Source organism: Streptomyces sp. NPDC048171 (assembly GCF_043202655.1).
GTDB lineage: Bacteria > Actinomycetota > Actinomycetes > Streptomycetales > Streptomycetaceae > Streptomyces.
Genome location: NZ_JBIDAU010000002.1, coordinates 693,839 through 718,507 on the forward strand (window position 1 = coordinate 693,839; position 24,669 = coordinate 718,507).

Below are 24,669 nucleotides of genomic sequence, written 5' to 3' on the forward strand. Positions count from 1 at the left end.
CCACCCTAAACGTGGACCACTCCCCACTTGTTTGCTACCGTCTCGGCGGCAGCCAAACCGGGGAGTGGTCCCCGTTAAGATGCGCGCTAAATGCGGCAAGGGGGTCGGACATGACGAAACAGCCGAACACCGCACTGGTCCTGGGCGGAGGCGGCCTGACCGCATACGGCTGGCAGGTGGGCGTACTGGCGGGACTGGCCGACGCCGGTGTGCACCTAGGCGACGCGGACGTCCTCGCGGGCACGTCGGCCGGCTCCCTGCTGGCCCTGGACCTGGCGAAGGGCTCGACACCGTCCGCCCTCTACACGGAGCAGATCAACCGCGACCGCCCCATGATCGACGTGGACTTCACCCTGTCGATGACGGTCAGGTACCTGTGGGCGTCCCTGCGCTCACGCGACCAGGGCAAGACGCTCGAGCACCTGAGCCGGCTGGCCCTCTCGGTACGCGACGTACCGGAGACCGCGGTCCTGGAGGCGATAGGCCCCCACATCCCGGTCCCGGACTGGCCGGAGCGCGAGGTACGCCTCTTCGCGGTGGACGCCCTCACCGGCACCCCCACCGCTTTCACGGCGGCCGACGGAGTCGACCTCCCCCACGCCATGGCCGCCACCTGCGCCCTGCCACCCCTCTTTCCGCCGATCACCATCGGCAAGGCCCGCTGGATGGACGGCGGCGTGCGCTCCACGACCAACGCCGACCTGCTCACCGACTGCGCGAGGGTGGTCGTCCTGGCTCCCATCCCGAAGGCGGCGGGCGCCACCCCGAGCGCCCAGTCCCACATCCGCACCCTGACCACCCACGGCACCCGGGCCACCCTCCTGACCCCCGACCGAGCCGCCCGCCGAGCCTTCGGCCGCAACCCCCTGAACGCCGCCCGCATCCCGGGTGCGGCAAGGGAGGGACGACGCCAGGGCAGGGAGTACGCGGAGACGGTCCGGGAGGTCTGGGACGGCTCGGATCCGCACCGCAGCGAACACTTCCCGGCTCGCTGACCCTCCGCCCTGCATCGTTGTCACACGGTCGGCGCCGAGCACGGTCGGACGAATGCGACGCCCGCCCTGGGAGAGTGTCACGAGACGGCCCCCCCGCACTCGCCCGTGGCCGCCCGCTCAGGAGAACCGACATGCGCACACTCGCGATCACCGAGAACATCACCGTCGACGGCTCCATCGAGATGCTCACCGACTGGTTCGACCCCCAGGCCCAGGGCGAGGTCGACATGTCCGACGTCTTGGAGGAGAGCCACCGGCAGGACAGCCACGCCGACGCGCTGCTGCTGGGCCGGAGGACATTCGAGGACTTCCGCGGCTACTGGCCGAACCAGACCGACGACCCCACCGGCATCACCGCGTACCTCAACCAGGTCCAGAAGTACGTCGTGTCCTCCACCCTCACCGACCCGATGTGGGACAACTCGACGGTACTGACGGGCGACCCGGTCGAGGAAGTCCGCGCCCTCAAGGCGCAGCAGGGCGGCAAGGACATCGTCCTGACCGGCAGCATCCGCCTGGCCCACACCCTGATCCAGGCCGGCCTCGTGGACGAGTACCGCCTCTTCGTCTACCCGGTGGTCCAGGGCAGAGGCCGCAGACTCTTCCCCGACGGCTTCGAGATCCCCGGCCTCCGCCTGGCCGACGCGAAGACGTTCCGCAGCGGCATCGTCCTGACCCGATACGTCCCGGCGTGATCCTCCCCCGATTCTCCTCGCCCCCGGATGTCGAGACCGCGCTCTCGGCTCCGTCCCAGGGACGCGACCGCCACTACCGGCCGCACCACAACGACCGAAAAGGGAGAAGAGAGATCATGGCCATTCAGCGAATGGACAACATCGGCATCGTCGTGGAGGACATGGACGCCGCGATCGCGTTCTTCGTGGAACTCGGTATGGAACTGGAGGGCAGGACGGAGATCGAGGGCCCCGTCGCCGACCAGTGCACCGGACTCGACGGCGTCCACTGCGACATCGCGATGCTCCGCACCCCGGACGGCCACAGCCGCCTCGAACTCTCGAGGTACCGCACCCCGAAGGCAACCGCCGACACCCCCCGCAACCGCCCCCACAACATCCTGGGCACCCACCGAGTCATGTACGCCGTCGACGACCTGAACTCCACGCTCACCCGCCTACGCCCCCACGGCGCCGAACTCCTCGGCGACGTCGCCAACTTCGAGAACACGTACCTCCTCTGCTACGTCCGCGGCCCGGAGGGCATCATCATCGGCCTGGCCGAGCAACTGGGTTGAAAGTCCGACCTTGTTGTTGCGCTTGTCAGCCGATGAGGGCTTGGGTGATCTGCCGGGTCGTCTGCGCGGCGACCCGGGGGTTGACGGCGGCGTAGTAGGTGTAGGCGTTCAGGCCGGTGGCGAGGGCCCAGCCGCGGCCCCGCATCCAGGTGGCATCGTCCACGCCGAGCGCATCACGGAAGGCGGCTCGGCTGTCCGCCGACATCAAGGTGAAGGCGATCATCAGGTCGCAGGCAGGGTCGCCGACGCCGAGCCCGCCGAAGTCGATCACGGCACTGAGGCGGCCGTCGCGAGCCAGCAGGTTGCCGGTGTGGAAGTCACCGTGAAACCACACCGGAGAACGGTCCCATCCGGGCGCACTCAGCGCCGCGTCCCACAGTTCAGTCATCGCCGCCGCGTCGAACAGGCCGTCGACCTCACCGATGGCGACCCGCGTCGCGCGATCCCGGTCGGACAACGGGCGGCCGGCGAGGCATTCCCTGGCGTCTCCGTCGGGGATGCCCTCGGGTGCGAACCCCTGCAGGGCGACGAGAAACCGGGCCAGTTCAACGGCCGCTCCGGAGGAGTCACCCAGCGCGTCGACGGTCGCCACCTCGCCGTCCAGCCAGCGGGACACCGCCCACGGCCACGGATAACCGAAGTCGGGTTCGCCCACTCCCACCGGTACCGGGATGGCCAGGGGAAGGTGCGGGGCGAGCTGAGGCAGCCACTGCAATTCCTTCCGGGCCTGCCCGATGGCTCCGGAGTGCCGGGGCAGCCGAACAGACAGCTCCTCACCCAACCGGAAGATCACGTGATCGGACCCAGAGGGATCGAGAAGCTTCAGGTCCATCCCTGCCCACTGCGGAAACTGACTGTCGACCAGCCGCCTGACCAGCGCCTCGCCGATCCGAGGACGGGTATCCGCAGTTCTCTGAGCTTCCAAGACCAACTCCCATGGCCGGCCCGCCCCGTGCGACGGACGGTCGCAGCCATCACAGTCGTCCATGCCCGCACCTGTCGAGTTTCCAAGCCCAGCCTACTCACGAGAGCAGGTTGGGCTTGTGGTGGATGCTGGAGTGAAGGAAGGCCTGGCAGAGGATCGCCCGTGGCAACTCGCAGCAGGTCGCAGCAGGCGTCTGAACTCAGCCTGCCATCTGGCCCGGAGCCCCCTGGATACGGCACCGTGTCTCCGGCTGGTTGAGTCGACTAGGGGGGATTGACTTTGTGGGATCAGGTGCCAGCTTTGCTGGGTGTTGTCGTTGGAGCCGCGAGTTCCTACGTGGCGACGAACTTCACGGAGCGGAGCCGGTGGCGACGAGGCAGAGCTGAGCGGTGGGACGAAAAGAGGCTGGATGCGTATGCGTCCTACGCCAACACCTTGAAGCAGCAGCTGAGCGTTGCGCAGCGCATGGGTGCGGCAAGAGGGTTTCCGCACGCAGTGGACCCGCTGGATCCCGAGCAGGGCATGACGCAGCTTGCTGAGAATGAAGTACGGCGTGCAGCCGAGTGGGAATCCGTGCTGCTGATCGGCGACGCAGAAACGATCGGGGCGGCACGTAACTGGCACGAAGCGGTTTGGAACGTTGAGCTGTACGCGCGCGGTCTGAAGGACGATCATGCGGGATGGACAAGAGCCGTGCAGCAGGTGAGCCGAGCGCGTGACGCCTTCTACGCCCTTGCCCGACGTGATCTCGATATAGCGGGGCCGCCACCCCCCTCTGGTAACTGGCCGCGGGTCTGGCAGCGCGAGGACGAGCCCGGCGGCGGGACCTGATCCCGGGTGGCTGGCGTTTCCGGGCCCTGACCTGCGGTCCCATTGCCTGTGGCGCCGTCCACGCCTCGTCCACAGACCCCGACATACGGCCGCTCCGGGCCGCACACGCCTGCACATACGCGAAGACCCCGCTCTCAGCGTTTCCGCTGGTGACGGGGTCTTGGGCACACCTGCACAGTGTGCCCCCGGCAGGATTCGAACCTGCGCACACGGCTCCGGAGGCCGTTGCTCTATCCCCTGAGCTACGGGGGCGTGTTCGTCGCGTTCGGTGTTGCTCGCGGCGACGGGTAGAACACTACCAGCTCCCCCGGGGTGGTCATGAACGGGTTTTCGCGGGTCGTGGGGCCTGTCGGGAGCACGCGTGCGGGGCGTTGTCCCCCGCAGGGGTGGAAGTGGGGAAAAGCCGGACGCGGTGGCCGGTCCGGACCTACTCTCGAGTTGTGCCTAGGGCGTCTGGCCGGGTTCTTGTTGTGGACGACAACAAGGTCATCCGGCAGCTGATCAGGGTCAATCTCGAGCTGGAGGGCTTCGAGGTCGTGACCGCGGGCGATGGTGTCGAGTGTCTGGATGTCGTCCATCAGGTGCGGCCCGACGTGGTCACGCTCGACGTGGTCATGCCCCGCCTGGACGGGCTCCGGACCGCCGCGCGGCTGCGTGCCGATCCGCGTACCCGGGAGCTTCCGATCGCGATCGTGAGCGCCTGTACGCGGTACGAGGTCGACGCGGGGTTCGCCGCCGGGGTCGACGCCTTCCTCTCCAAGCCCTTCGAGCCGGCCGAGCTCGTCAGACTCGTACGGCAGTTGGCCGAGCGGACCGTCACGGGCGTCGGTGTGGTGGGTGGTGACGGGGCGGCCGCCTCGTCGTCCCACGCGGAGGAGAGTGAGTCCTCGGCCCAGGCGTGATCGTCCCTGTCACCTCCCTCTGAGTCCCTGCCGTCCATATCCCGGGACTCCCCGAAACCGGTTGGCCACCCCACCCCCCTCCTCCCATACGCTTGACCCGTGACCCCCGTAGAGCTCTCCCGTACCGTCCTGCGCGCGGTGCGTCGCGCTGTCGACGGGGGAGAGCTGGACGTGGACGTGCCCGGGAGGGTCCGGGTAGGGCCTCCGGGGCCCGGCGGATGTGGTGACTACGCCACCGGTATCGCCCTCCAGCTGGCCCGGCCGGCCGGGCAGCCGCCGTACCGGGTCGCCGAGGTGCTGCGGGCGCATCTCACAGGCGCCGACGGCATCGCCGACGTCGTCCTCACCGGGCCCGGGTTTCTCAACATCAGCCTCCACCGCGCCGCCCCGGCCGAGCTGGTCGCCGACGTGCTGCGGCGCGGGCCGCGGTACGGCCACGTCGTCCCTGAGGACGGAGAGGGCGCACGGCGGCCTGTGGGGCTGCGGTGCGAGCACCATCCCCGCGCCCTCGTCGTCGCCGACGCCGCCGCCCGCATCCTGCGCTCCCAGGGCACCCTCGCCCGCGTCAGCTGCACCACCCCGCCCCCGCCGGAATGGGCCGTCGCCCTCGGCGTACGCGTCGATGTCGATGCCGGGCGACCCGCGCCCGACGAGCCGCCCGTCGACATCAGGCCCGTCCCCGCCCCAGGCGACCCCCTGCCCCTCGGCCGGGACGCCGGACGCTGGGCGCTGCTCCACCCCGCCGCCCACGACCGGCCCCGGATCGGTGACGAGCATCTCGTCCAGCGCGAGAGCAATCCCCTCTTCCGCGTGCGGTACGCCCACGCCCGCACCCGCGCCCTCGCGCGCAACGCGGCCGACCTCGGCTTCGCCGCCGAGCCGGGGCCCGTGGAACACCCGGACACGCACGGGATGTGCGCGCTGCTCGCCGACCACCCCCGCGTACTCGCCGCCGCCGCGGCCCACCACGCCCCCGACCGCCTCGCCCGGCACCTCGTCACCGTCGCCGATGCCGTGCTGCCCTTTCTGCCCGCCGTGCTGCCGCGCGGTGGGGAGAAACCCTCGGCCGCCCACCGTGCCCGGCTCGCCCTCGCCGAAGCCGCCGGGACGGTGCTGGCCGGCGGCCTGACCCTGCTCGGTATCGACGCACCCGACCACCTGTGAAGCCAGCGAGAGAGTCAGCGAAGAAATGAGCCGTTCCGCACACCCCGCCGGGCCCCGTCACGCCGACGTCCTCACCGAGGGGCACTACTCCGCACCGCCCGCCGATCTCAACGCCCTCGACCCCAAGGTGTGGGCCCACACTGTCGGGCGGGACGCGGACGGTGCCGTCACCGTCGGGGGGATCGCCGTCACCCAGCTCGCCGAGGAGTACGGCACCCCCGCCTACATCCTCGACGAGGCCGACTTCCGGGAGCGGGCGCGGGCCTGGCGTACCGCCTTCGGGACCGACGCCGACGTCTTCTACGCCGGCAAGGCCTTCCTCTCGCGCGCCGTCGTGCGGTGGCTGGACGAGGAGGGGCTCAATCTCGACGTGTGCTCCGGCGGCGAGCTGGCCACCGCGCTGTCCGCGGGCATGCCCGCCGAGCGCATCGCCTTCCACGGCAACAACAAGTCGCCCGAGGAGATCGAGCGGGCCGTCGCCGCGGGCGTCGGGCGGATCGTGCTCGACTCCTTCCAGGAGATCGTGCGCGTCGCCCACACCGCCGAGTCGCTGGGCAAGCGGCAGCGGGTGCAGATCCGTATCACCGTCGGCGTCGAGGCGCACACGCACGAGTTCATCGCCACCGCGCACGAGGACCAGAAGTTCGGCATCCCGCTGGCCGGCGGACAGGCCGCGGAGGCCGTGCGCCGGGCCCTTCAGCTCGACGGGATCGAGCTGATCGGGATCCACTCCCACATCGGGTCGCAGATCTTCGACATGTCCGGGTTCGAGGTCGCCGCGCACCGTGTGGTCGGGCTGCTCAAGGACATCCGCGACGAGCACGGGGTCGAGCTGCCGGAGATCGATCTGGGCGGCGGGCTCGGGATCGCCTACACGAGCGACGACGACCCCCGTGAGCCGCACGAGATCGCCAAGGCGCTGACCGAGATCGTGACGAGGGAGTGCGAGGGCGCGCGGCTGCGCACGCCGCGGATCTCCGTCGAGCCCGGGCGGGCCATCGTGGGCCCGACCGCCTTCACGCTCTACGAGGTCGGCACCGTCAAGCCGCTCGACGGGCTGCGGACGTACGTCTCCGTGGACGGGGGCATGTCGGACAACATCCGGACCGCGCTCTACGACGCCGAGTACAGCGTCGCCCTCGCCTCCCGCACCTCCGACGCCGAGCCGATGCTGGCCCGCGTCGTCGGCAAGCACTGCGAGAGCGGGGACATCGTGGTCAAGGACGCCTTCCTGCCGGGCGACCTGGCCCCCGGTGACCTGATCGCCGTACCGGCGACGGGCGCGTACTGCCGCTCCATGGCCAGCAACTACAACCACGTGCTGCGCCCGCCGGTCGTCGCGGTGCGGGACGGTGAGGCGCGGGTCATCGTGCGGCGTGAGACCGAGGAGGACCTGCTGCGTCTCGACGTCGGCTGAGACCGAGAGCCGGGGTCGGGGGAGGCCGGGGTGGGGAAGGCGGGCGCGGGCGAAGATCTTTCGTTCCGGGCCCGTCCGAAAATGAAATAAACGTCTCACGATCCGGACGAAAGGCAGAAAATCCCGTCCGGTGCGTGAGACTGGTCCAACCGTAGACGGTATGAGGAAACGAGGTCGGATGATGCGTACGCGTCCGCTGAAGGTGGCGCTGCTGGGCTGTGGTGTGGTCGGCTCAGAGGTGGCGCGCATCATGACGACGCACGCCGACGACCTCGCCGCCCGCATCGGAGCGCCGGTGGAGCTCGCGGGCGTGGCCGTACGGCGGCCGGACCGGGTGCGCGAGGGCATCGACCCCGCCCTCGTCACCACCGACGCCACCGCTCTCGTCAAGCGCGGGGACATCGACGTCGTCGTCGAGGTCATCGGCGGCATCGAGCCCGCCCGGACCCTCATCACCACCGCCTTCGAGCACGGCGCCTCCGTCGTCTCCGCCAACAAGGCGCTCATCGCCCAGGACGGCGCCTCGCTGCACGCCGCGGCCGACGAGCACGGCAAGGACCTGTACTACGAGGCCGCCGTCGCCGGTGCCATCCCGTTGATCCGGCCGCTGCGCGAGTCGCTCGCCGGCGACAAGGTCAACCGGGTGCTCGGCATCGTCAACGGGACCACCAACTTCATCCTCGACGCCATGGACACGACCGGGGCGGGCTACCAGGAGGCGCTCGACGAGGCCACCGCCCTCGGGTACGCCGAGGCCGACCCGACCGCCGACGTCGAGGGCTTCGACGCCGCCGCCAAGGCCGCCATCCTCGCCGGGATCGCCTTCCACACGCGCGTGCGCCTCGACGACGTCTACCGCGAGGGCATGAGCGAGGTCACCGCCGGCGACTTCGCCTCCGCCAAGGAGATGGGCTGCACCATCAAGCTGCTCGCCATCTGCGAGCGGGCGGCAGACGGGGGTTCGGTGACCGCGCGGGTCCATCCCGCGATGATTCCGCTCAGCCACCCGCTCGCCAACGTGCGCGAGGCCTACAACGCCGTCTTCGTGGAGTCCGACGCCGCGGGGCAGCTCATGTTCTACGGGCCCGGCGCCGGCGGTTCGCCGACCGCCTCCGCCGTACTCGGCGATCTCGTCGCCGTCTGCCGCAACCGGCTGGGCGGCGCGACCGGACCCGGCGAGTCCGCGTACGCCGCACTGCCCGTCTCGCCGATGGGCGAGGTCGTCACGCGCTACCACATCAGCCTCGACGTGGCCGACAAACCGGGCGTGCTCGCCCAGGTCGCGACCGTGTTCGCGGAGCACGGTGTCTCCATCGACACCGTGCGGCAGTCCGGCAAGGACGGCGAGGCATCCCTCGTCGTCGTCACCCACCGTGCGTCCGACGCCGCCCTCGGCGGTACGGTCGAGGCGCTGCGCAAGCTCGACACCGTGCGGGGTGTCGCCAGCATCATGCGGGTTGAAGGAGAGTAACCAGCAATGACCCACCAGTGGCGCGGAATCATCGAGGAGTACCGGGACCGGCTGCCCGTCTCCGACAGCACGCCCGTCGTGACGCTCCGCGAGGGCGGCACGCCGCTCGTGCCCGCACAGGTGCTCTCCGAGCGCACGGGCTGCGAGGTCCACCTCAAGGTCGAGGGGGCGAACCCGACGGGGTCCTTCAAGGACCGCGGCATGACCATGGCCATCAGCAAGGCCAAGGAGGAGGGCGCGCAGGCCGTCATCTGCGCCTCCACCGGCAACACCTCCGCCAGTGCCGCCGCGTACGGCGTGCGCGCGGGCATGGTGTCCGCCGTGCTCGTGCCGCAGGGCAAGATCGCGCTCGGCAAGATGGGCCAGGCCCTCGTGCACGGCGCGAAGATCCTCCAGGTCGACGGCAACTTCGACGACTGCCTCACACTGGCCCGCGCGCTCAGTGACAACTACCCGGTGGCGCTGGTCAATTCGGTCAACCCGGTGCGTATCGAGGGGCAGAAGACGGCCGCCTTCGAGATCGTGGACATGCTCGGCGACGCGCCCGACATACACGTCCTGCCGGTCGGCAACGCGGGCAACATCACCGCGTACTGGAAGGGGTACCGCGAGTACGCCGCCGACGGGGTCAGCACCAAGACGCCCCGCATGTGGGGGTTCCAGGCCTCCGGCAGCGCCCCGATCGTGCGCGGCGAGGTCGTCAAGGACCCCTCCACCATCGCCACCGCCATCCGCATCGGCAACCCGGCCTCGTGGGACCTCGCGCTCGCCGCGCGGGACGAGTCCGGCGGCGCCATCGACGAGGTGACGGACCGTGAGATCCTGCGCGCCTACCGGCTGTTGGCCTCCCAGGAGGGCGTCTTCGTGGAGCCCGCGTCCGCCGCGTCGGTGGCCGGTCTGCTGAAGGCCGCCGAGCTGGGCAGGGTCGACCCGGGCCAGCGCATCGTCTGCACCGTCACCGGCAACGGTCTGAAGGACCCGGACTGGGCCGTCGCCGGCGCCCCGCAGCCGGTCACCGTCCCGGTCGACGCGGCGACGGCGGCCGAGCGGCTCGGCCTGGTCTGAGCCGGCGACGCCACTCCCACCGGCGTACGAGGGCGTAAGCGACGTCCGGCCGGGAAAGTCATTCATGGGGGGTGCACAGGGGGCTTGCGACACGCATCGTGCGCCTCCTGTGCGCCCTATGTCGCCACGGAACCTTCCTTCGATAGGCTGTACCCGAACCCGCCTGCCGCATATGCCGCCCAGCCCGCGCCGGCAGCGGCGGCCACGAAGGTTCCGTACGTCATCGGATGCCAGATCGATTGTCATTCGGCAAACCACGCAGCTCAAGGAGAGTCATCGAGAGATGGCCGGTCCAGCGTTCCGCGCCGCCGCAGTCAGGGTGCGCGTCCCCGCAACCAGCGCCAACCTCGGCCCGGGCTTCGACGCCCTCGGTCTCGCGCTGGGCTTGTACGACGACGTGGTCGTCCGGGTGGCCGACTCCGGGCTGCACATCGACATCGCCGGTGAGGGCAGCGAGACGCTGCCGCGCGACGAGAAGCACCTCCTGATCCGCTCCCTGCGCACCGCCTTCGACCTGCTCGGCGGACAGCCCCGCGGCCTGGAGATCGTCTGCGCCAACCGCATCCCGCACGGCCGCGGCCTCGGCTCCTCCTCCGCCGCCATCTGCGCCGGCATCGTCGCCGCGCGCGCGGTGACCATAGGCGGCGAGGCCCGCCTCGACGACGCCGCGCTGCTCGACCTCGCCACCGAGATCGAGGGCCACCCCGACAACGTGGCGGCCTGTCTGCTGGGCGGCTTCACCCTCTCCTGGATGGAGTCCGGCGCGGCCCGCGCGATCAGGATGGAGCCCGCCGATTCCATCGTTCCGGTGGTTTTCGTGCCCGGAAAGCCGGTACTGACGGAGACCGCGCGCGGGCTGCTCCCACGCCATGTCCCGCACGTCGACGCCGCCACCAACGCCGGCCGCGCCGCGCTGCTCGTCGAGGCCCTGACCAGGCGCCCCGAGCTGCTGCTTCCGGCCACCGAGGACCGCCTCCACCAGGAGTACCGCGCACCGGCCATGCCGGAGAGCGCGGCGCTGGTGGAACGGCTGCGCGGCGACGGCATCCCCGCGGTGATCTCGGGTGCCGGACCCACCGTGATGGCCCTCGCCGACGCCGACACGGCCGACAAGGTCGAGGCGTTGGCCGGGACGGACTGGGCGGCCAACCGGCTGAGCCTGGACCAGCAGGGCGCGAGCGTCCTGCCTCTGGCAACCCCCAGTGACACCTAGACGCGGAGGGTTGCCGGATTTCGAGAGGGGGAATGTTTGTTGGATCCGGTAGTGTTAATCTCAAGTCTGCACCCGACCCCACCATGGCGAGGTGCTTTGTGTCCCCGTCCGGGACAGACATCCTTCCGGGAGCCCCCCAAGTCGCACTGTGTGGTGGATGTCGTACGTGAGCAGTACGACCGACACGGACACTGAGCGGCCCGCCGGGCACGCTTCGGAACCGGTGCGACCACGCCGCGTGTCACAGACACTGGGTGCCACGGCCAGGGGGCGCGCCATCACCAGATATCTCTTCCGCCGTTCAGGCGGACCACCGCCCCGGCACGGTTCGCACAGCAAGGACCGAAGCCGGACAGCACAACCGGTCGCCGAGCCAGACAGGCCGACGTCCGCTCCAGGGAAGGACCCTTCGTGAGCGACACCACCGATCTGATGGGCGCACGTGTCGAGGAGACCGCTGCCGCGCCCGCCACGGACGCCTCCGCGCCTGCCAGCGGTGCCGGCTCCCGGCGGCGCCGCGGTACCGGCCTCGAGGGCATGGTGCTGGCCGAGCTGCAACAGGTCGCATCCGGCCTCGGTATCAGGGGCACCGCGCGTATGCGCAAGAGCCAGCTGATCGAGGTCATCAAGGAGGCGCAGGCCGCCGGGGGAGCCCCCGCCAAGGCCGCTGCCGCCGCGGACGCCGCCGGCGAGACCAAGCCGAAGCGCCGCAGCACCTCCCGGTCCCGTACGGGCGACGAGGCCCCCGCCGAGAAGGCGGAGAAGGCCGGCAAGGCCGAGAAGAAGGCGGACAAGGCGACCGCCGACCAGGCCGCCGCCCAGCAGCAGATCGACATCCCCGGTCAGCCGTCCAAGGTCTCGCCCGCCGCCGACCAGTCCGGTGCCGCCGGTGACGACGCCCCCTCCGAGCGCCGTCGTCGCCGCGCCACCGCCGACGCGGGCAGCCCGTCCGCCGAGTCGGTCGCCGTCGAGACCCGCGAGCCGAAGGGCGACTCGGCCCAGCAGTCGCAGGGCCAGCAGGGTCAGGGCGACGGCCGCTCCGAGGGCGAGGGCGGCGAGGGCCGCCGCCGCGACCGCCGTGACCGTGGCGACCGCGGTGACCGTGGCGACCGCGGTGACCGTGGCGACCGCGGGCGCGACCGCCGCAGCAAGGGCGACGACCAGCAGGGCCAGGGAGGTGGCCAGCAGCGTCAGCAGGGCGGCGGCCGCCAGGACCGCCAGCAGCAGCAGGACGACGACGACTTCGAGGGCGGCCGCCGGGGCCGTCGCGGACGCTACCGCGACCGCCGGGGCCGTCGCGGACGCGACGAGATCCAGGAGCCGCAGATCAACGAGGACGACGTCCTCATCCCGGTCGCCGGCATCCTCGACATCCTCGACAACTACGCGTTCATCCGGACCTCCGGCTACCTGCCCGGGCCCAACGACGTGTACGTCTCCCTCGCCCAGGTCCGCAAGAACGGTCTGCGCAAGGGCGACCACCTCACCGGTGCCGTGCGCCAGCCCAAGGAGGGCGAGCGCCGCGAGAAGTTCAACGCGCTGGTGCGCCTGGACTCGGTCAACGGCATGGCGCCCGAACACGGCCGCGGACGGCCGGAGTTCAACAAGCTGACGCCGCTGTACCCGCAGGACCGCCTCCGCCTGGAGACGGACCCCGGCGTCCTCACCACCCGCATCATCGACCTCGTCGCGCCCATCGGTAAGGGTCAGCGCGGTCTGATCGTGGCCCCGCCGAAGACCGGCAAGACCATGATCATGCAGGCGATCGCCAACGCGATCACGCACAACAACCCCGAGTGCCACCTGATGGTCGTCCTCGTCGACGAGCGTCCGGAAGAGGTCACCGACATGCAGCGGTCGGTGAAGGGCGAGGTCATCTCCTCGACCTTCGACCGCCCGGCCGAGGACCACACCACGGTCGCCGAGCTGGCCATCGAGCGCGCCAAGCGCCTGGTGGAGCTGGGTCACGACGTCGTCGTGCTGCTCGACTCGATCACCCGCCTGGGCCGCGCGTACAACCTCGCCGCCCCGGCCTCCGGCCGCATCCTGTCCGGTGGTGTCGACTCGACCGCCCTGTACCCGCCGAAGCGCTTCTTCGGTGCGGCCCGCAACATCGAGGACGGCGGCTCGCTGACCATCCTCGCCACCGCGCTGGTGGACACCGGGTCCCGCATGGACGAGGTCATCTTCGAGGAGTTCAAGGGCACCGGCAACGCCGAGCTGAAGCTCGACCGGAAGCTCGCCGACAAGCGCATCTTCCCCGCGGTGGACGTCGACGCGTCCGGCACCCGCAAGGAGGAGATCCTGCTCGGCAACGAGGAGCTGGCCGTCACCTGGAAGCTCCGCCGGGTGCTGCACGCCCTCGACCAGCAGCAGGCGATCGAGCTGCTCCTCGACAAGATGAAGCAGACCAAGTCGAACGGCGAGTTCCTGATGCAGATCCAGAAGACGACCCCCACTCCGGGCAACGGCGACTAGTCACCGCCGGCCGTCTTCGGCACCGGAAGTCCCGCTCCGTCACTTGGGTGATGGAGCGGGACTTCCGCCTTGTAGGATCAGCGCACTGCAGTGGGGGGGAACGTATTTTCGGATACGCCCACGGGGCGATCTGTGCTGCCTTCACGGGCCGGTGCCCGTCGGGATCTTCTCTCCTGCCTGCGTACACAGCGACAGGAGACCTGAGTGACCTCAACCCCTCGAAGACGCCGTCTGGCTCTTCCCGCGGCCGCCGCCGCACTCGCCCTGTCGGGCACGGTCCTCTCGACCGCCCCCGCGCAGGCGTCCGGCGCCACTCCGGTGCCGCCGCAGCCCGCCCTCACCGAGCGGCCCACCTCCTCGGACGCCGAGCTGGTCCGGCGGATCCAGGGCTCCGGGGCCGCCATCGAGGACGACACCACCGCCGCGCCGGGGACCACCCCGGAGGCCGGGGCCCCGTCCGGCCGCGTCGATCCGAAGATCATCGGCGGTAAGGACGCGACCATCACCGAGGCGCCGTGGATGGTGCAGCTGCACTACTACGACGACAAGGGCACCTCCGGCACCGCCGACGACGAGGGCTACTTCTGCGGCGGCACCCTGGTGGCCCCCGCGAAGGTCCTCACCGCCGCGCACTGCGTGTACGGCCTGGACTGGGCGGCGAACGGGGCCGTCCTCGGCGGCACGGCCCAGCTGCCGGACGGCAGCGACCTGCACGGCGGCCGGGTGGCCGGCGTATACCGCCAGTGGGTCAACCCGACGTACCGGCCGAGCACCACCTCGGGCGGTGACCTCGCGGTCCTCACACTGAACCAGGCGCTGCCGTACAAGACGCTCCAGCCCACGTCCAGCGGCGACAACGCCTCGTACGCGAACGGCACCCCGGCGACCGTCTACGGCTGGGGGCGCACCGACTCCGCCAGCCAGGACATCTCGCCGACGCTGAAGAAGGCGACCGTGCCGATGCGCACGGACGCCACCTGCGACGCGTACTGGGGCGCCGACTTCGTGCCCGGCCAGATGGCCTGCGCCGGGAACCCGGCCAGCGGCCAGAACGCCGGCACGGTCTCCCCGTGCAACGGCGACTCCGGCGGCCCGCTGGTGGTCAACGGCCGGATCGCCGGCGTCGTGTCCTGGGGCGTCAAGGACTGTGTCGCCTCCGGCGCCTACGGCGTCTACGCCAAGACCCGCTCCTACGTCGCGGAGATCAACGCCCGCGTCGACGACAGCGACCTCGACTTCGACGGTCTCGCCGATCTCTTCGCCCGCACCCCGGGCGGCGAGGCCTACGAGTACTACTCGCGCGGCGACCAGTGGCCCTACCTCGCCGACCGGGTCTCGCTCGGCGACTGGAGCGGGCTGAGCCTGGTGCGCCAGGCCGACCTGAACCGCGATTTCTACCAGGACTACCTGTACCGGACCCCGGACGGCGTGCTGTACGACTTCGCGTTCAACGGCGACGACCGCTACGAGCCGGTCCGCGTCGGCGGCGGCTGGAACACGATGGCGGACATCCGCGTCCCCGGCGACCTCTCCGGCGACGCCCTGCCCGACCTGGTCGCGAAGGACAAGGCCGGAGTCCTGTGGCTGTACCCGGGCAAGGGCAACGGCCTCTTCGGCACCCGCGCCCGCATCGGCGGCGGCTGGACCTCGTACACGATCACCGGCAAGGGCGACTACAACCGCGACGGCAGGTCCGACCTGCTCGCGCGGGACGGTTCCGGCGTCCTGTGGATGTACCCCGGCACCGGCAAGGCCGCGACGGCCCTCGGCACCCGCGTCCGGGTCGGCGGCGGCTGGTCGGCGTACAACGCCTTCGCCACCGCCGGTGACGTCACCGGCGACGGCAGGCCCGACCTGCTGGCCCGGGACACCTCCGGGGTGCTGTGGCTGTACAAGGGCACCGGCTCCACCGGCTCGGCGACCTTCAAGGCCCGCGTCAAGGTCGGCGGCGGCTGGGGAGCGTTCAACCTCCTCGGCTGACCACGCGGCCTTCCGCGCCCGTCAGGGGCCGTCTCCGTACGGAGGCGGCCCCTTCGCGCTGCGACCTTCGCCACAGGACGGGAGTCCGGGGCCGTTGCGGGGTACCCGGGCGGGCGTCCCCGGATTCCCAGGTCAGCGGCGCGCGCTCTCCCGATGTGAACACGTTGCGTGACTATTTGCCCACCAGATCACCACAGACCGTTGTGCAACCCTGTCCCGAGTTCCCCCGTCTCAGCTATGGGGGGACGATGGTGAGGTACCGGTGGAAACCGCCGGATCCCGACCGACCCCGACCCTGAGCGCAGGGGGTAGACCGACCGGACGAACACTGAGGAGCCCATGTCAGCCGAGAGCACGCCGGACCCCGCGATACCCGGCCCCGGAGAGTCCAGTGGCACCGGACCCGGCCGCCGGGGCAAGGGCCGCCGCCGCAAGCCCAAGGCCAAGCGGCGCAAGGCCCTGCTCGTCGCCGCCTGGAGTGCCGCGGGCATCGTGGTCCTGGGCGGCACCGGCGCCGGAGTCCTGTACTTCAAGCTGAACGGCAACCTCACGAGCGTCGACATCGACCAGGCACTCGGCGCCGACCGGCCCGACAAGGCCGACAACGGCTCCGAGAACATCCTGGTGCTCGGCTCGGACACCCGCGCCGGCGGCAACGACAAGCTGGGCGGCGGCACCGACGACGGCACCGCGCGCTCGGACACGGCGATGATCGTGCACGTCCACAAGGGCCACAAGAAGGCCAGCGTGGTCTCCATCCCCCGGGACACCCTCATCGACCGCCCCGCGTGCACCGGCGGCAACGGCGACGAGCAGCCCGCCGCCAAGGACGTGATGTTCAATTCCGCCTACTCCACCGGCGGCGCCGCCTGCGCAGTGAAGACCGTCGAGTCGATCAGCGGCCTGCGCATGGACCACTACCTGGAGGTCGACTTCAGCGGCTTCCAGAACCTCATCGACGGCCTCGGCGGCGTCGAGGTCACCACCACCGAGAGCATCAAGGACCCCGACAGCCACCTGAACCTCACCGCGGGGACCCACACCCTCGACGGCGAGCAGGCGCTCGGCCTGGTCCGCACCCGGCACGGCGTCGGCGACGGCTCCGACCTCGGCCGCATCCAGCTCCAGCAGGCCTTCGTCAAGGCCCTGGTCGAGCAGGTCAAGAACGTCGGCGTGCTCGGCAACCCGAAGAAGCTGTACGACCTCGCCGACACCGCGACCAAGACCGTGACCACCGACTCCGAGCTGGGCTCGGTGAACTCCCTGATGTCCTTCGCGAGCGGCCTCAAGGGCATCAGCCCGGAGGGCATGAACATGGTCACCATGCCGGTGGTCTACGACCCCGCGGACGCCAACCGGGTCCTGATGGAGAAGGGCAAGGCACAGCAGGTGTGGACGGCCCTGAAGAACGACCGGCCGATCCCCGCGAGCGCCACCGAGGGCACCGCAGCCGGCGGTGCCAAGGGCGTCGTGAACGCATCCTGACCGCCCCGGAATAGATGACGGCCGCCCCCGGTTTTGGGGAGTGACCCCAGTCCTGGCAGACTGGTACGTCGGCCCCGGTTCACGCTCCCGCACCCCGCGGCGGCGACCCGGCGCCCTCCCGAACCTAGGAGACACCTTGAAGCGCGACATCCACCCCGAGTACGTCGAGACGCAGGTCAGCTGCACCTGCGGCGCGTCGTTCACCACCCGCAGCACCATCGAGTCCGGCACCGTCCGCGCCGAGGTCTGCTCCGAGTGCCACCCGTTCTACACGGGCAAGCAGAAGATCCTCGACACCGGTGGCCGCGTGGCCCGCTTCGAGGCCCGCTTCGGCAAGGCTTCCGCCGGCTCCAAGAAGTAGCGAGCCCCCAACCGCCGGTCCACGGCCGCATCCCCCGCCCGGGGGAGCGCCGGGACCGGCGTTTTTGGTCGCCCGCCTTCCCCTTCCCCCGCAGTGCAGGAGCCCAAGATGTTCGAGGCCGTCGAGGAACTCGTCGCCGAGCACGCCGACCTGGAGACGAAGCTCGCCGACCCGTCGGTCCACTCCGACCAGGCCAACGCCCGCAAGCTGAACAAGCGTTACGCCGAGCTGACCCCGATCGTCGCCACGTTCCGCTCCTGGAAGCAGACGGGCGACGACATCGAGACCGCGCGCGAGCTGGCCGCCGACGACCCCGACTTCGCCGCCGAGGTCAAGGAGCTGGACAAGCAGCGCGACGAGCTCACCGAGAAGCTCCGCCTCCTGCTCGTCCCGCGCGACCCCAGCGACGACAAGGACGTCATCCTGGAGATCAAGGCCGGCGCCGGCGGCGACGAGTCCGCCCTGTTCGCCGGTGACCTGCTGCGCATGTACCTGCGCTACGCCGAGCGGGTCGGCTGGAAGACCGAGGTCATCGACTCCACCGAGTCCGAGCTGGGCGGCTACAAGGACGTCCAGGTCGCCGTGAAGACCAAGGGCGGCCAGGGCGCCACCGAACCCGGCCAGGGCGTCTGGGCGCGGCTGAAGTACGAGGGCGGCGTGCACCGCGTGCAGCGGGTGCCCGCGACCGAGTCGCAGGGCAGGATCCACACCTCCGCGGCCGGCGTGCTCGTCACGCCCGAGGCCGAGGAGATCGACGTCGAGATCAACCCCAACGACCTGCGCATCGACGTCTACCGTTCCTCCGGGCCCGGCGGCCAGTCCGTCAACACCACCGACTCCGCCGTGCGCATCACGCACATCCCGACCGGGGTCGTCGCCTCCTGCCAGAACGAGAAGAGCCAGCTGCAGAACAAGGAGCAGGCGATGCGTATCCTGCGCTCCAGGCTGCTCGCGGCGGCGCAGGAGGAGGCGGAGAAGGAGGCGGCGGACGCCCGGCGCAGCCAGGTCCGCACCGTCGACCGCTCCGAGAAGATCCGTACGTACAACTTCCCGGAGAACCGCATCTCGGACCACCGCGTCGGCTTCAAGGCGTACAACCTGGACCAGGTCCTGGACGGCGACCTCGACTCGGTGATCCAGGCCTGCGTCGACGCCGACTCGGCCGCCAAGCTCGCCGCCGCCTAGGCACCGCCGCACCACCCGCACCGGACAACAGCTCAGCCCCGGAGGACCAGCGTGAACCTGCTGCTCATGGAGGTGGCCCAGGCCACCCAGCGGCTGGCCGACGCCGGCGTGCCCTCGCCGCGCACCGACGCGGAGGAGCTCGCCGCGCACCTGCACGGCGTCAAGCGGGGCGAGCTGCACACCGTGCCGGACGCGGAGTTCGACGCCCGGTACTGGGAGGTCGTCGCCCGCCGCGAGGCGCGCGAGCCGCTCCAGCACATCACCGGCCGCGCCTACTTCCGCTACCTGGAGCTCCAGGTCGGCCCCGGCGTCTTCGTGCCCCGCCCCGAGACCGAGTCGGTCGTCGGCTGGGCCATAGACGCGGTACGCGCCATGGACGTGGTCGAACCCTGCATCGTCGACCTGTGCACCGGCTCCGGCGCCATCGCGCTCGCGCTCGCCCAGGAGGTGCCCCGCTCGCGCGTGTACGCCGTGGAGCTGTCCGAGGACGCCCTGGTGTGGACGCGCAAGAACATGGAGGGGTCCAGGGTCGAGCTGCGCCAGGGAGACGCCCTGGCGGCCTTCCCGGACCTCGACGGCCAGGTCGACCTGGTCGTCTCCAACCCGCCGTACATCCCGCTCACCGAGTGGGAGTACGTCGCCCCCGAGGCCCGCGACCACGATCCGCAGATGGCCCTCTTCTCCGGCGAGGACGGCCTCGACCTGATCCGCGGCCTGGAACGCACCGCGCACCGTCTGCTGCGCCCCGGCGGCGTGGTCGTCGTCGAGCACGCCGACACCCAGGGTGGCCAGGTGCCGTGGATCTTCACCGAGGAGCGGGGCTGGGCCGACGCGGCCGACCACCCCGACCTCAACAACCGCCCGCGGTTCGCGACCGCCCGCAAGGCACTGCCGTGAGCATCGCCCCGACTTCCATCCCGCAGTACGTGTACGAGGAGGCCCGCTAAATGGCACGGCGATACGACACCAACGACGCGACCGACCGAGTGACCGGTCTGCGCGAGGCCGCGTCCGCCGTCCGCCGTGGCGAGCTCGTGGTGCTCCCGACGGACACGGTGTACGGCATCGGCGCCGACGCGTTCTCCGGGGAGGCCGTCGCCGACCTGCTGGACGCCAAGGGCCGCGGCCGCAACATGCCCACGCCCGTCCTCATCGGCTCCCCGAACACCCTGCACGGCCTGGTCACCGACTTCTCCGAGCTGGCCTGGGAGCTGGTCGACGCCTTCTGGCCGGGCGCGCTGACGCTGGTCGCCAAGCACCAGCCGTCCCTCCAGTGGGACCTCGGCGACACCCGCGGCACGGTCGCCGTGCGCATGCCGCTGCACCCCGTCGCCATCGAGCTGCTCACCGAGTTCGGCCCCATGGCCGTCTCCTCCGCCAACCTCACCGGGCACCCGGCGCCCGAGGACTGCGACGCCGCCCAGCAGATGCTCGGCGACTCCGTCTCCGTCTACCTCGACGGCGGCCCCACCCCCGGCAACGTCCCGTCGTCCATCGTCGACGTCACCCGCGAGGTGCCGGTGCTGCTGCGCGCGGGCGCGCTCTCCGCCGAGGAGCTGCGCAAGGTGGTACCCGACCTCGAGGTGGCGAATTGACGGCCCCTGGAACGGGGCGTGGCATAGGCAACGGGGAACGTGCCGCGGAGATCACGACGACGTTCGTCGGGCTTCCGCGCGACAGCTTCCGCATCCTCCACGTCAGCACCGGCAACGTCTGCCGCTCGCCCATCACCGAGCGGCTGACCCGGCATTTCGTGACGGAGCGGCTCGGCGTGCTGGGCGGCGGCCTCATCGTGGAGAGCGCGGGCACCTGGGGCCACGAGGGCGCACCGATGGAGGCGAACGCGGAGACGGTCCTCGCGGACTTCGGCGCGGACGCGGCCGGGTTCACCGGGCGCGAGCTGCTCGACGAGCACGTGATCCGCGCGGACCTGGTGCTCACCGCCACGCGGGACCACCGGGCGCAGGTCATCTCCATGGGCCACTCGGCCGGACTGCGCACCTTCACCCTCAAGGAGTTCACCCGCCTGGTCAACGCCATCGACCCGGCGACGCTGCCGTCCCTGGAGGAGGGCGTGGTCACCCGGGCGCGCGCCCTGGTCCGCGCGGCGGCGGCGCTGCGCGGGTGGCTGCTGGCGCCCACGGCGGAGGCGGACGAGGTGTACGACCCCTACGGGGCGCCGTTGCCGTTCTTCCGGTCCGTGGGGGACGAGATACACCAGGCACTGGACCCGGTGGTCACGGCGCTGACGGGGGTCGCGGCGCGGGCGTAGGGCGTACGGCCCGCGACGCCGGGCGGCATCCCGCCCTCGGGCCTACATTGGTCGTACGTCACCGTCGACGCACGCCCGGAGCGCACCATGTCGGTCACCCACGACGTCCCCACGGCCGAGGACGGCAGTCTCACGGTCCTGGGCCGCCAGGACCCCGAGCTGGCCGAGATCCTGTACGCCGAGCGCCGCCGGCAGTCGACGACCCTCCAGCTGATCGCCGCCGAGAACTTCGTGTCCCCCGCGGTGCTGGCCGCGCTCGGCTCCCCGCTGGCCAACAAGTACGCCGAGGGCTACCCGGGCGCCCGCCACCACGGCGGCTGCGAGATCGTCGACGTCGCGGAGCGGCTCGCCGTGCAGCGGGCCCGGGAGCTGTTCGGCGCCGAGCACGCCAACGTGCAGCCCCACTCCGGCTCCTCCGCCGTGCTGGCTGCCTACGCCGCCCTGCTGCGCCCCGGCGACACCGTCCTCGCCCTCGGCCTGCCGTACGGCGGCCACCTCACCCACGGTTCGCCCGCCAACTTCTCCGGCCGCTGGTTCGACTTCGTCGGCTACGGGGTGGACGCGGAGACCGGCCTCGTCGACCACGACCAGGTGCGCACCCTGGCACGGGCACGCCGGCCCAAGGCGATCGTGTGCGGTTCGATCGCCTACCCCCGCCACCTCGACTACGCCTTCTTTCGCGAGGTCGCCGACGAGGTGGGCGCCTACCTCATCGCGGACGCCGCCCACCCGATGGGACTGGTCGCCGGGGGAGCGGCGCCCAGTCCGGTGCCGTACGCCGACATCGTGTGCGCCACCACACACAAGGTGCTGCGCGGGCCGCGCGGCGGCATGGTGCTGTGCGGGAGCGAGCTGGCGGAACGGGTGGACCGGGCCGTGTTCCCCTTCACACAGGGCGGGGCGCAGATGCACACCATCGCCGCCAAGGCGGTCGCCTTCGGGGAGGCGGCGACCCCGGCCTTCGCGGCGTACGCCCATCAGGTGGTCGCCAACGCCCGGGCCCTCGCCGCCCACCTGGCCGCCGAGGGCCTGGTCGTCACCACCGGCGGCACCGACACCCACCTGCTCACCGCCGACCCGGCCCCGCTCGGCGTCGACGGCCGGACCGCGCGGGGCCTGCTGGCGGCGGCCGGGATCGTCCTGGACTGCTGCGCGCTGCCGCACGCGGACCTCCGCGGACTGCGGCTGGGCACGGCGGCCGTCACCACACAGGGCATGGGGGAGCGGGAGATGCGGGCGGTCGCGACGCTGCTCGCGGGGGTGCTCCGCGGCGACACCGACCCGGCCGCCGCCCGGGACGACGTGCGCGCCCTGGTCACGGAATTCCCGCCCTGGCCGGACTGAGGTGGGGTGGACGTGCGCACGTGCACAGCCACTCGTGCAACCATCGTCGATACCCGGAAGTCCTCAACCGTATGCGTGCATCGCTAGGGTGTGGGGCTGAGGATGGCCAGCGAGACCTGTGGGGAAGCCCGTGCGTGAATACCTGCTGACGCTCTGCATCACGGCCGCGGTGACGTATCTGCTGACAGGGCCGGTACGGAAGTTCGCGATCGTGGCAGGGGCGATGCCGGAGATCCGGGCACGTGACGTGCACCGGGAACCCACTCCGCGGCTCGGCGGGATCGCCATGTTCTTCGGACTGTGCGCGGGCCTGCTGGTCGCCGACCACCTCACCAACCTCAGTGAGGTCTTCGAGAAGTCCAACGAGCCGCGCGCCCTGCTCTCCGGTGCCGCCCTGATCTGGCTGATCGGCGTCCTGGACGACAAGTTCGAGATCGACGCCCTGATCAAGCTGGGCGGGCAGATGATCGCCGCCGGCGTGATGGTGGTGCAGGGTCTGACCATCCTGTGGATCCCGCTGCCCGGCATCGGCACGGTGGCGCTCACCCAGTGGCAGGGCACCCTGCTGACGGTGGCGCTGGTGGTCATCACCATCAACGCGGTCAACTTCGTGGACGGCCTCGACGGCCTCGCGGCGGGCATGGTGTGCATCGCGGCGGCCGCGTTCTTCATGTACGCCTACCGGATCTGGTACTCGTACGGCATCGAGGCCGCGGCGCCCGCCTCGCTCTTCGCCGCCATCCTGATGGGCATGTGCCTGGGCTTCCTGCCGCACAACATGCATCCCGCCCGGATCTTCATGGGCGACTCCGGCTCGATGCTGATCGGGCTGGTGCTGGCGGCCGGCGCGATCTCCGTCACCGGTCAGGTCGACCCGGACGTGATGAAGCTGTTCTCCGGGTCCGAGCGCAACGCCGTGCACCAGATGGTGCCGGTCTACATCCCGCTGCTGATGCCGCTGACCATCATCGCGATCCCGGCCGCCGACCTGATCCTGGCGATCGTCCGGCGCACCTGGCGCGGCCAGTCGCCGTTCGCGGCGGACCGCGGGCACCTGCACCACCGGCTGCTGGAGATCGGCCACTCGCACAGCCGCGCGGTGCTGATCATGTACTTCTTCTCGGCGCTGATCGCCTTCGGGGCGCTCGCCTACTCCGTGAACGCCGCGTCCATGTGGATCGTGCTGGGTGTGGTCTTCCTCAGCGCCATCGGGCTGGTGCTGCTCCTGCTGCCGCGCTTCACGCCGCGAGCCCCGCGCTGGGCCGAGCGGTTCGTGCCGCCCCGCTACCGGCGCCGGAGGGGCGGAGGGGAGACGGAGGCCGCGGAGGCGGCGGTGGTCGCGGACGAGGCCGCCGAGGAGCTGGTGCCGGTCGCCGCGGGTGTCTCGGGCGTCAACGGGGCCACCGCCATCGGACCCCGTTCGCGCACAAGGTAAGAATCTGACTAGAGCATTGCCAAGTCGTGGTGGAGCGAATCGCCCCATTACCAGACAAGTGGGTGCAGTGATTGCACAGACGCGCACTGTCACTCTCATGTGTGACAGCGAGCACACCCACAGGTAAAGACCTCATCAAATAGTTTGTGATACGGTTCACGAGAACCCCCGGGTAGAGCCTAAGGACCGTGGTGCGACGGTCTCTTGGGCGTGAGGACTCAGTTCGGCCCGGGACTACGCTCGTCCATGACGACACCCTGCCCCCTGTGAAAAGCGGAGTTGCCGCCATGCCGTCCAATGACGTCCGGACCTTGCTTCAGGCTGCCGTGCCCACGGCTGCCGTCGGCGCAGTAGCCGCCGTCGTCAGCGCCGTGGCCGCCGGCGGCAAGGGCGCGGTCGGAGCCGTCGTCGCGACCTTGGTGGCGATGCTCTTCATGGGGATCGGTCTCTACGTCCTGCAGCGCACGGCGAAATCACTTCCGCACCTTTTCCAGGCGATGGGCCTGATGCTCTACGCGGCACAGATCCTGCTGCTGTTCGTCTTCCTCGCCGCGTTCAAGAACACCACGCTGTTCAACCCCCGGTCCTTCGCGATCACTCTGGTCGTGGTCACGCTCACGTGGATCGCCGCCCAGACGCGGGCCCACATGAAGGCCAAGATCCTCTACGTCGAGCCCGATTCCTCGAGCGACAAGCCCGAGAAGACGGGCCACTCGTCGTGAGGGGTAGGGCCGGGATAAAGAGGCATGTGAAGTCCTGCTATCGTCCGGTGCCAACTGCGGCATCGCGGGCGCGGGCATCCGAGCTGACGCCTGCTCAATCGCGAGGCGAGATGCCCCACAGCCGCCCCCACATCCGTAACACCAGTCCCGTGCCGAACTGCGGCCCCGCGCC

General features: G+C 70.8%; 22 protein-coding genes and 1 tRNA gene. 21 read left to right on the plus strand and 2 right to left on the minus strand.

Features of this window, described 5'->3' with window-relative positions; all coding sequences use genetic code 11:
* Positions 1-110: 110 nt before the first annotated feature.
* The 3 genes from ACGF3J_RS07595 to ACGF3J_RS07605 all read left to right on the plus strand — a co-directional run bounded on the left by ACGF3J_RS07595 (position 111) and on the right by ACGF3J_RS07605 (position 2,247).
* Positions 111-995: a patatin-like phospholipase family protein gene (locus tag ACGF3J_RS07595; protein WP_161330329.1), complete on the plus strand. Its 885-nt coding sequence runs from the start codon at positions 111-113 to the stop codon at positions 993-995.
* A gap of 131 nt (positions 996-1,126) precedes the next feature.
* Complete coding sequence (locus ACGF3J_RS07600) at positions 1,127-1,690, plus strand: dihydrofolate reductase family protein (protein ID WP_161330328.1); 564 nt, start codon at positions 1,127-1,129, stop codon at positions 1,688-1,690.
* Between the two features lie 116 nt (positions 1,691-1,806).
* On the plus strand, positions 1,807-2,247 hold the full coding sequence (locus ACGF3J_RS07605; protein WP_161330327.1) for a VOC family protein: 441 nt from the start codon (positions 1,807-1,809) through the stop codon (positions 2,245-2,247).
* 25 nt (positions 2,248-2,272) lie between these two features.
* On the opposite strand, the gene ACGF3J_RS07610 is transcribed toward ACGF3J_RS07605, so the two are convergent.
* Entirely contained in the window at positions 2,273-3,172 is a 900-nt protein-coding gene (locus tag ACGF3J_RS07610) for an aminoglycoside phosphotransferase family protein (RefSeq protein WP_161330326.1), read from the minus strand.
* A gap of 435 nt (positions 3,173-3,607) precedes the next feature.
* Here ACGF3J_RS07610 and ACGF3J_RS07615 point away from each other — a divergent pair, with 435 nt between their 5' ends.
* Entirely contained in the window at positions 3,608-4,003 is a 396-nt protein-coding gene (locus ACGF3J_RS07615; protein ID WP_237552658.1) for a hypothetical protein, read from the plus strand.
* Positions 4,004-4,183: 180 nt separating this feature from the next.
* On the opposite strand, the gene ACGF3J_RS07620 is transcribed toward ACGF3J_RS07615, so the two are convergent.
* Positions 4,184-4,255 (minus strand) — tRNA-Arg (locus tag ACGF3J_RS07620).
* 188 nt (positions 4,256-4,443) lie between these two features.
* Here ACGF3J_RS07620 and ACGF3J_RS07625 point away from each other — a divergent pair.
* The 17 genes from ACGF3J_RS07625 to ACGF3J_RS07705 all read left to right on the plus strand — a co-directional run bounded on the left by ACGF3J_RS07625 (position 4,444) and on the right by ACGF3J_RS07705 (position 24,497).
* The gene (locus ACGF3J_RS07625) at positions 4,444-4,905 is read left to right on the plus strand and encodes a response regulator (protein WP_386934498.1); all 462 of its coding nucleotides are present in this window, start codon (positions 4,444-4,446) and stop codon (positions 4,903-4,905) included.
* Positions 4,906-5,004: 99 nt separating this feature from the next.
* Positions 5,005-6,069, plus strand: coding sequence for an ArgS-related anticodon-binding protein NrtL (gene nrtL / locus ACGF3J_RS07630; RefSeq protein ID WP_393853613.1), 1,065 nt, complete (start codon positions 5,005-5,007; stop codon positions 6,067-6,069).
* Between the two features lie 25 nt (positions 6,070-6,094).
* Positions 6,095-7,486 (plus strand): diaminopimelate decarboxylase, encoded by a 1,392-nt coding sequence (gene lysA / locus ACGF3J_RS07635; protein ID WP_161330322.1) that lies wholly within the window; start codon positions 6,095-6,097, stop codon positions 7,484-7,486.
* A gap of 178 nt (positions 7,487-7,664) precedes the next feature.
* The gene (locus ACGF3J_RS07640; protein WP_161330321.1) at positions 7,665-8,957 is read left to right on the plus strand and encodes a homoserine dehydrogenase; all 1,293 of its coding nucleotides are present in this window, start codon (positions 7,665-7,667) and stop codon (positions 8,955-8,957) included.
* 6 nt (positions 8,958-8,963) lie between these two features.
* The gene (thrC, locus tag ACGF3J_RS07645) at positions 8,964-10,022 is read left to right on the plus strand and encodes a threonine synthase (RefSeq protein ID WP_161330320.1); all 1,059 of its coding nucleotides are present in this window, start codon (positions 8,964-8,966) and stop codon (positions 10,020-10,022) included.
* A 283-nt stretch (positions 10,023-10,305) separates the two neighbouring features.
* Positions 10,306-11,235, plus strand: a complete 930-nt coding sequence (gene thrB, locus ACGF3J_RS07650; protein WP_161330319.1) for a homoserine kinase — start codon at positions 10,306-10,308, stop codon at positions 11,233-11,235.
* A 411-nt stretch (positions 11,236-11,646) separates the two neighbouring features.
* On the plus strand, positions 11,647-13,713 hold the full coding sequence (rho, locus tag ACGF3J_RS07655) for a transcription termination factor Rho (RefSeq protein WP_161330318.1): 2,067 nt from the start codon (positions 11,647-11,649) through the stop codon (positions 13,711-13,713).
* Positions 13,714-13,917: 204 nt separating this feature from the next.
* Positions 13,918-15,693 (plus strand): trypsin-like serine protease, encoded by a 1,776-nt coding sequence (locus tag ACGF3J_RS07660; RefSeq protein WP_161330317.1) that lies wholly within the window; start codon positions 13,918-13,920, stop codon positions 15,691-15,693.
* Between the two features lie 339 nt (positions 15,694-16,032).
* A complete protein-coding gene (locus tag ACGF3J_RS07665) occupies positions 16,033-17,178 on the plus strand; it encodes an LCP family protein (RefSeq protein WP_161330316.1) in 1,146 nt (381 codons plus the stop codon).
* Positions 17,179-17,314: 136 nt separating this feature from the next.
* Positions 17,315-17,539, plus strand: a complete 225-nt coding sequence (rpmE, locus tag ACGF3J_RS07670) for a 50S ribosomal protein L31 (RefSeq protein WP_064729851.1) — start codon at positions 17,315-17,317, stop codon at positions 17,537-17,539.
* A gap of 108 nt (positions 17,540-17,647) precedes the next feature.
* Positions 17,648-18,724, plus strand: a complete 1,077-nt coding sequence (prfA, locus tag ACGF3J_RS07675) for a peptide chain release factor 1 (protein WP_161330315.1) — start codon at positions 17,648-17,650, stop codon at positions 18,722-18,724.
* A 51-nt stretch (positions 18,725-18,775) separates the two neighbouring features.
* A complete protein-coding gene (gene prmC, locus ACGF3J_RS07680) occupies positions 18,776-19,621 on the plus strand; it encodes a peptide chain release factor N(5)-glutamine methyltransferase (protein ID WP_064729853.1) in 846 nt (281 codons plus the stop codon).
* Between the two features lie 50 nt (positions 19,622-19,671).
* On the plus strand, positions 19,672-20,319 hold the full coding sequence (locus ACGF3J_RS07685) for an L-threonylcarbamoyladenylate synthase (protein ID WP_122616247.1): 648 nt from the start codon (positions 19,672-19,674) through the stop codon (positions 20,317-20,319).
* Complete coding sequence (locus ACGF3J_RS07690; RefSeq protein WP_125493190.1) at positions 20,316-20,996, plus strand: protein-tyrosine-phosphatase; 681 nt, start codon at positions 20,316-20,318, stop codon at positions 20,994-20,996. The genes ACGF3J_RS07685 and ACGF3J_RS07690 overlap by 4 nt, the downstream gene beginning before the upstream one ends.
* 87 nt (positions 20,997-21,083) lie before the next feature.
* Positions 21,084-22,340, plus strand: a complete 1,257-nt coding sequence (glyA, locus tag ACGF3J_RS07695; RefSeq protein WP_393853614.1) for a serine hydroxymethyltransferase — start codon at positions 21,084-21,086, stop codon at positions 22,338-22,340.
* A gap of 130 nt (positions 22,341-22,470) precedes the next feature.
* Positions 22,471-23,775: an MraY family glycosyltransferase gene (locus ACGF3J_RS07700; RefSeq protein ID WP_161330313.1), complete on the plus strand. Its 1,305-nt coding sequence runs from the start codon at positions 22,471-22,473 to the stop codon at positions 23,773-23,775.
* Positions 23,776-24,062: 287 nt separating this feature from the next.
* On the plus strand, positions 24,063-24,497 hold the full coding sequence (locus ACGF3J_RS07705) for a hypothetical protein (RefSeq protein ID WP_064729857.1): 435 nt from the start codon (positions 24,063-24,065) through the stop codon (positions 24,495-24,497).
* The last annotated feature ends 172 nt before the right edge of the window (positions 24,498-24,669 follow it).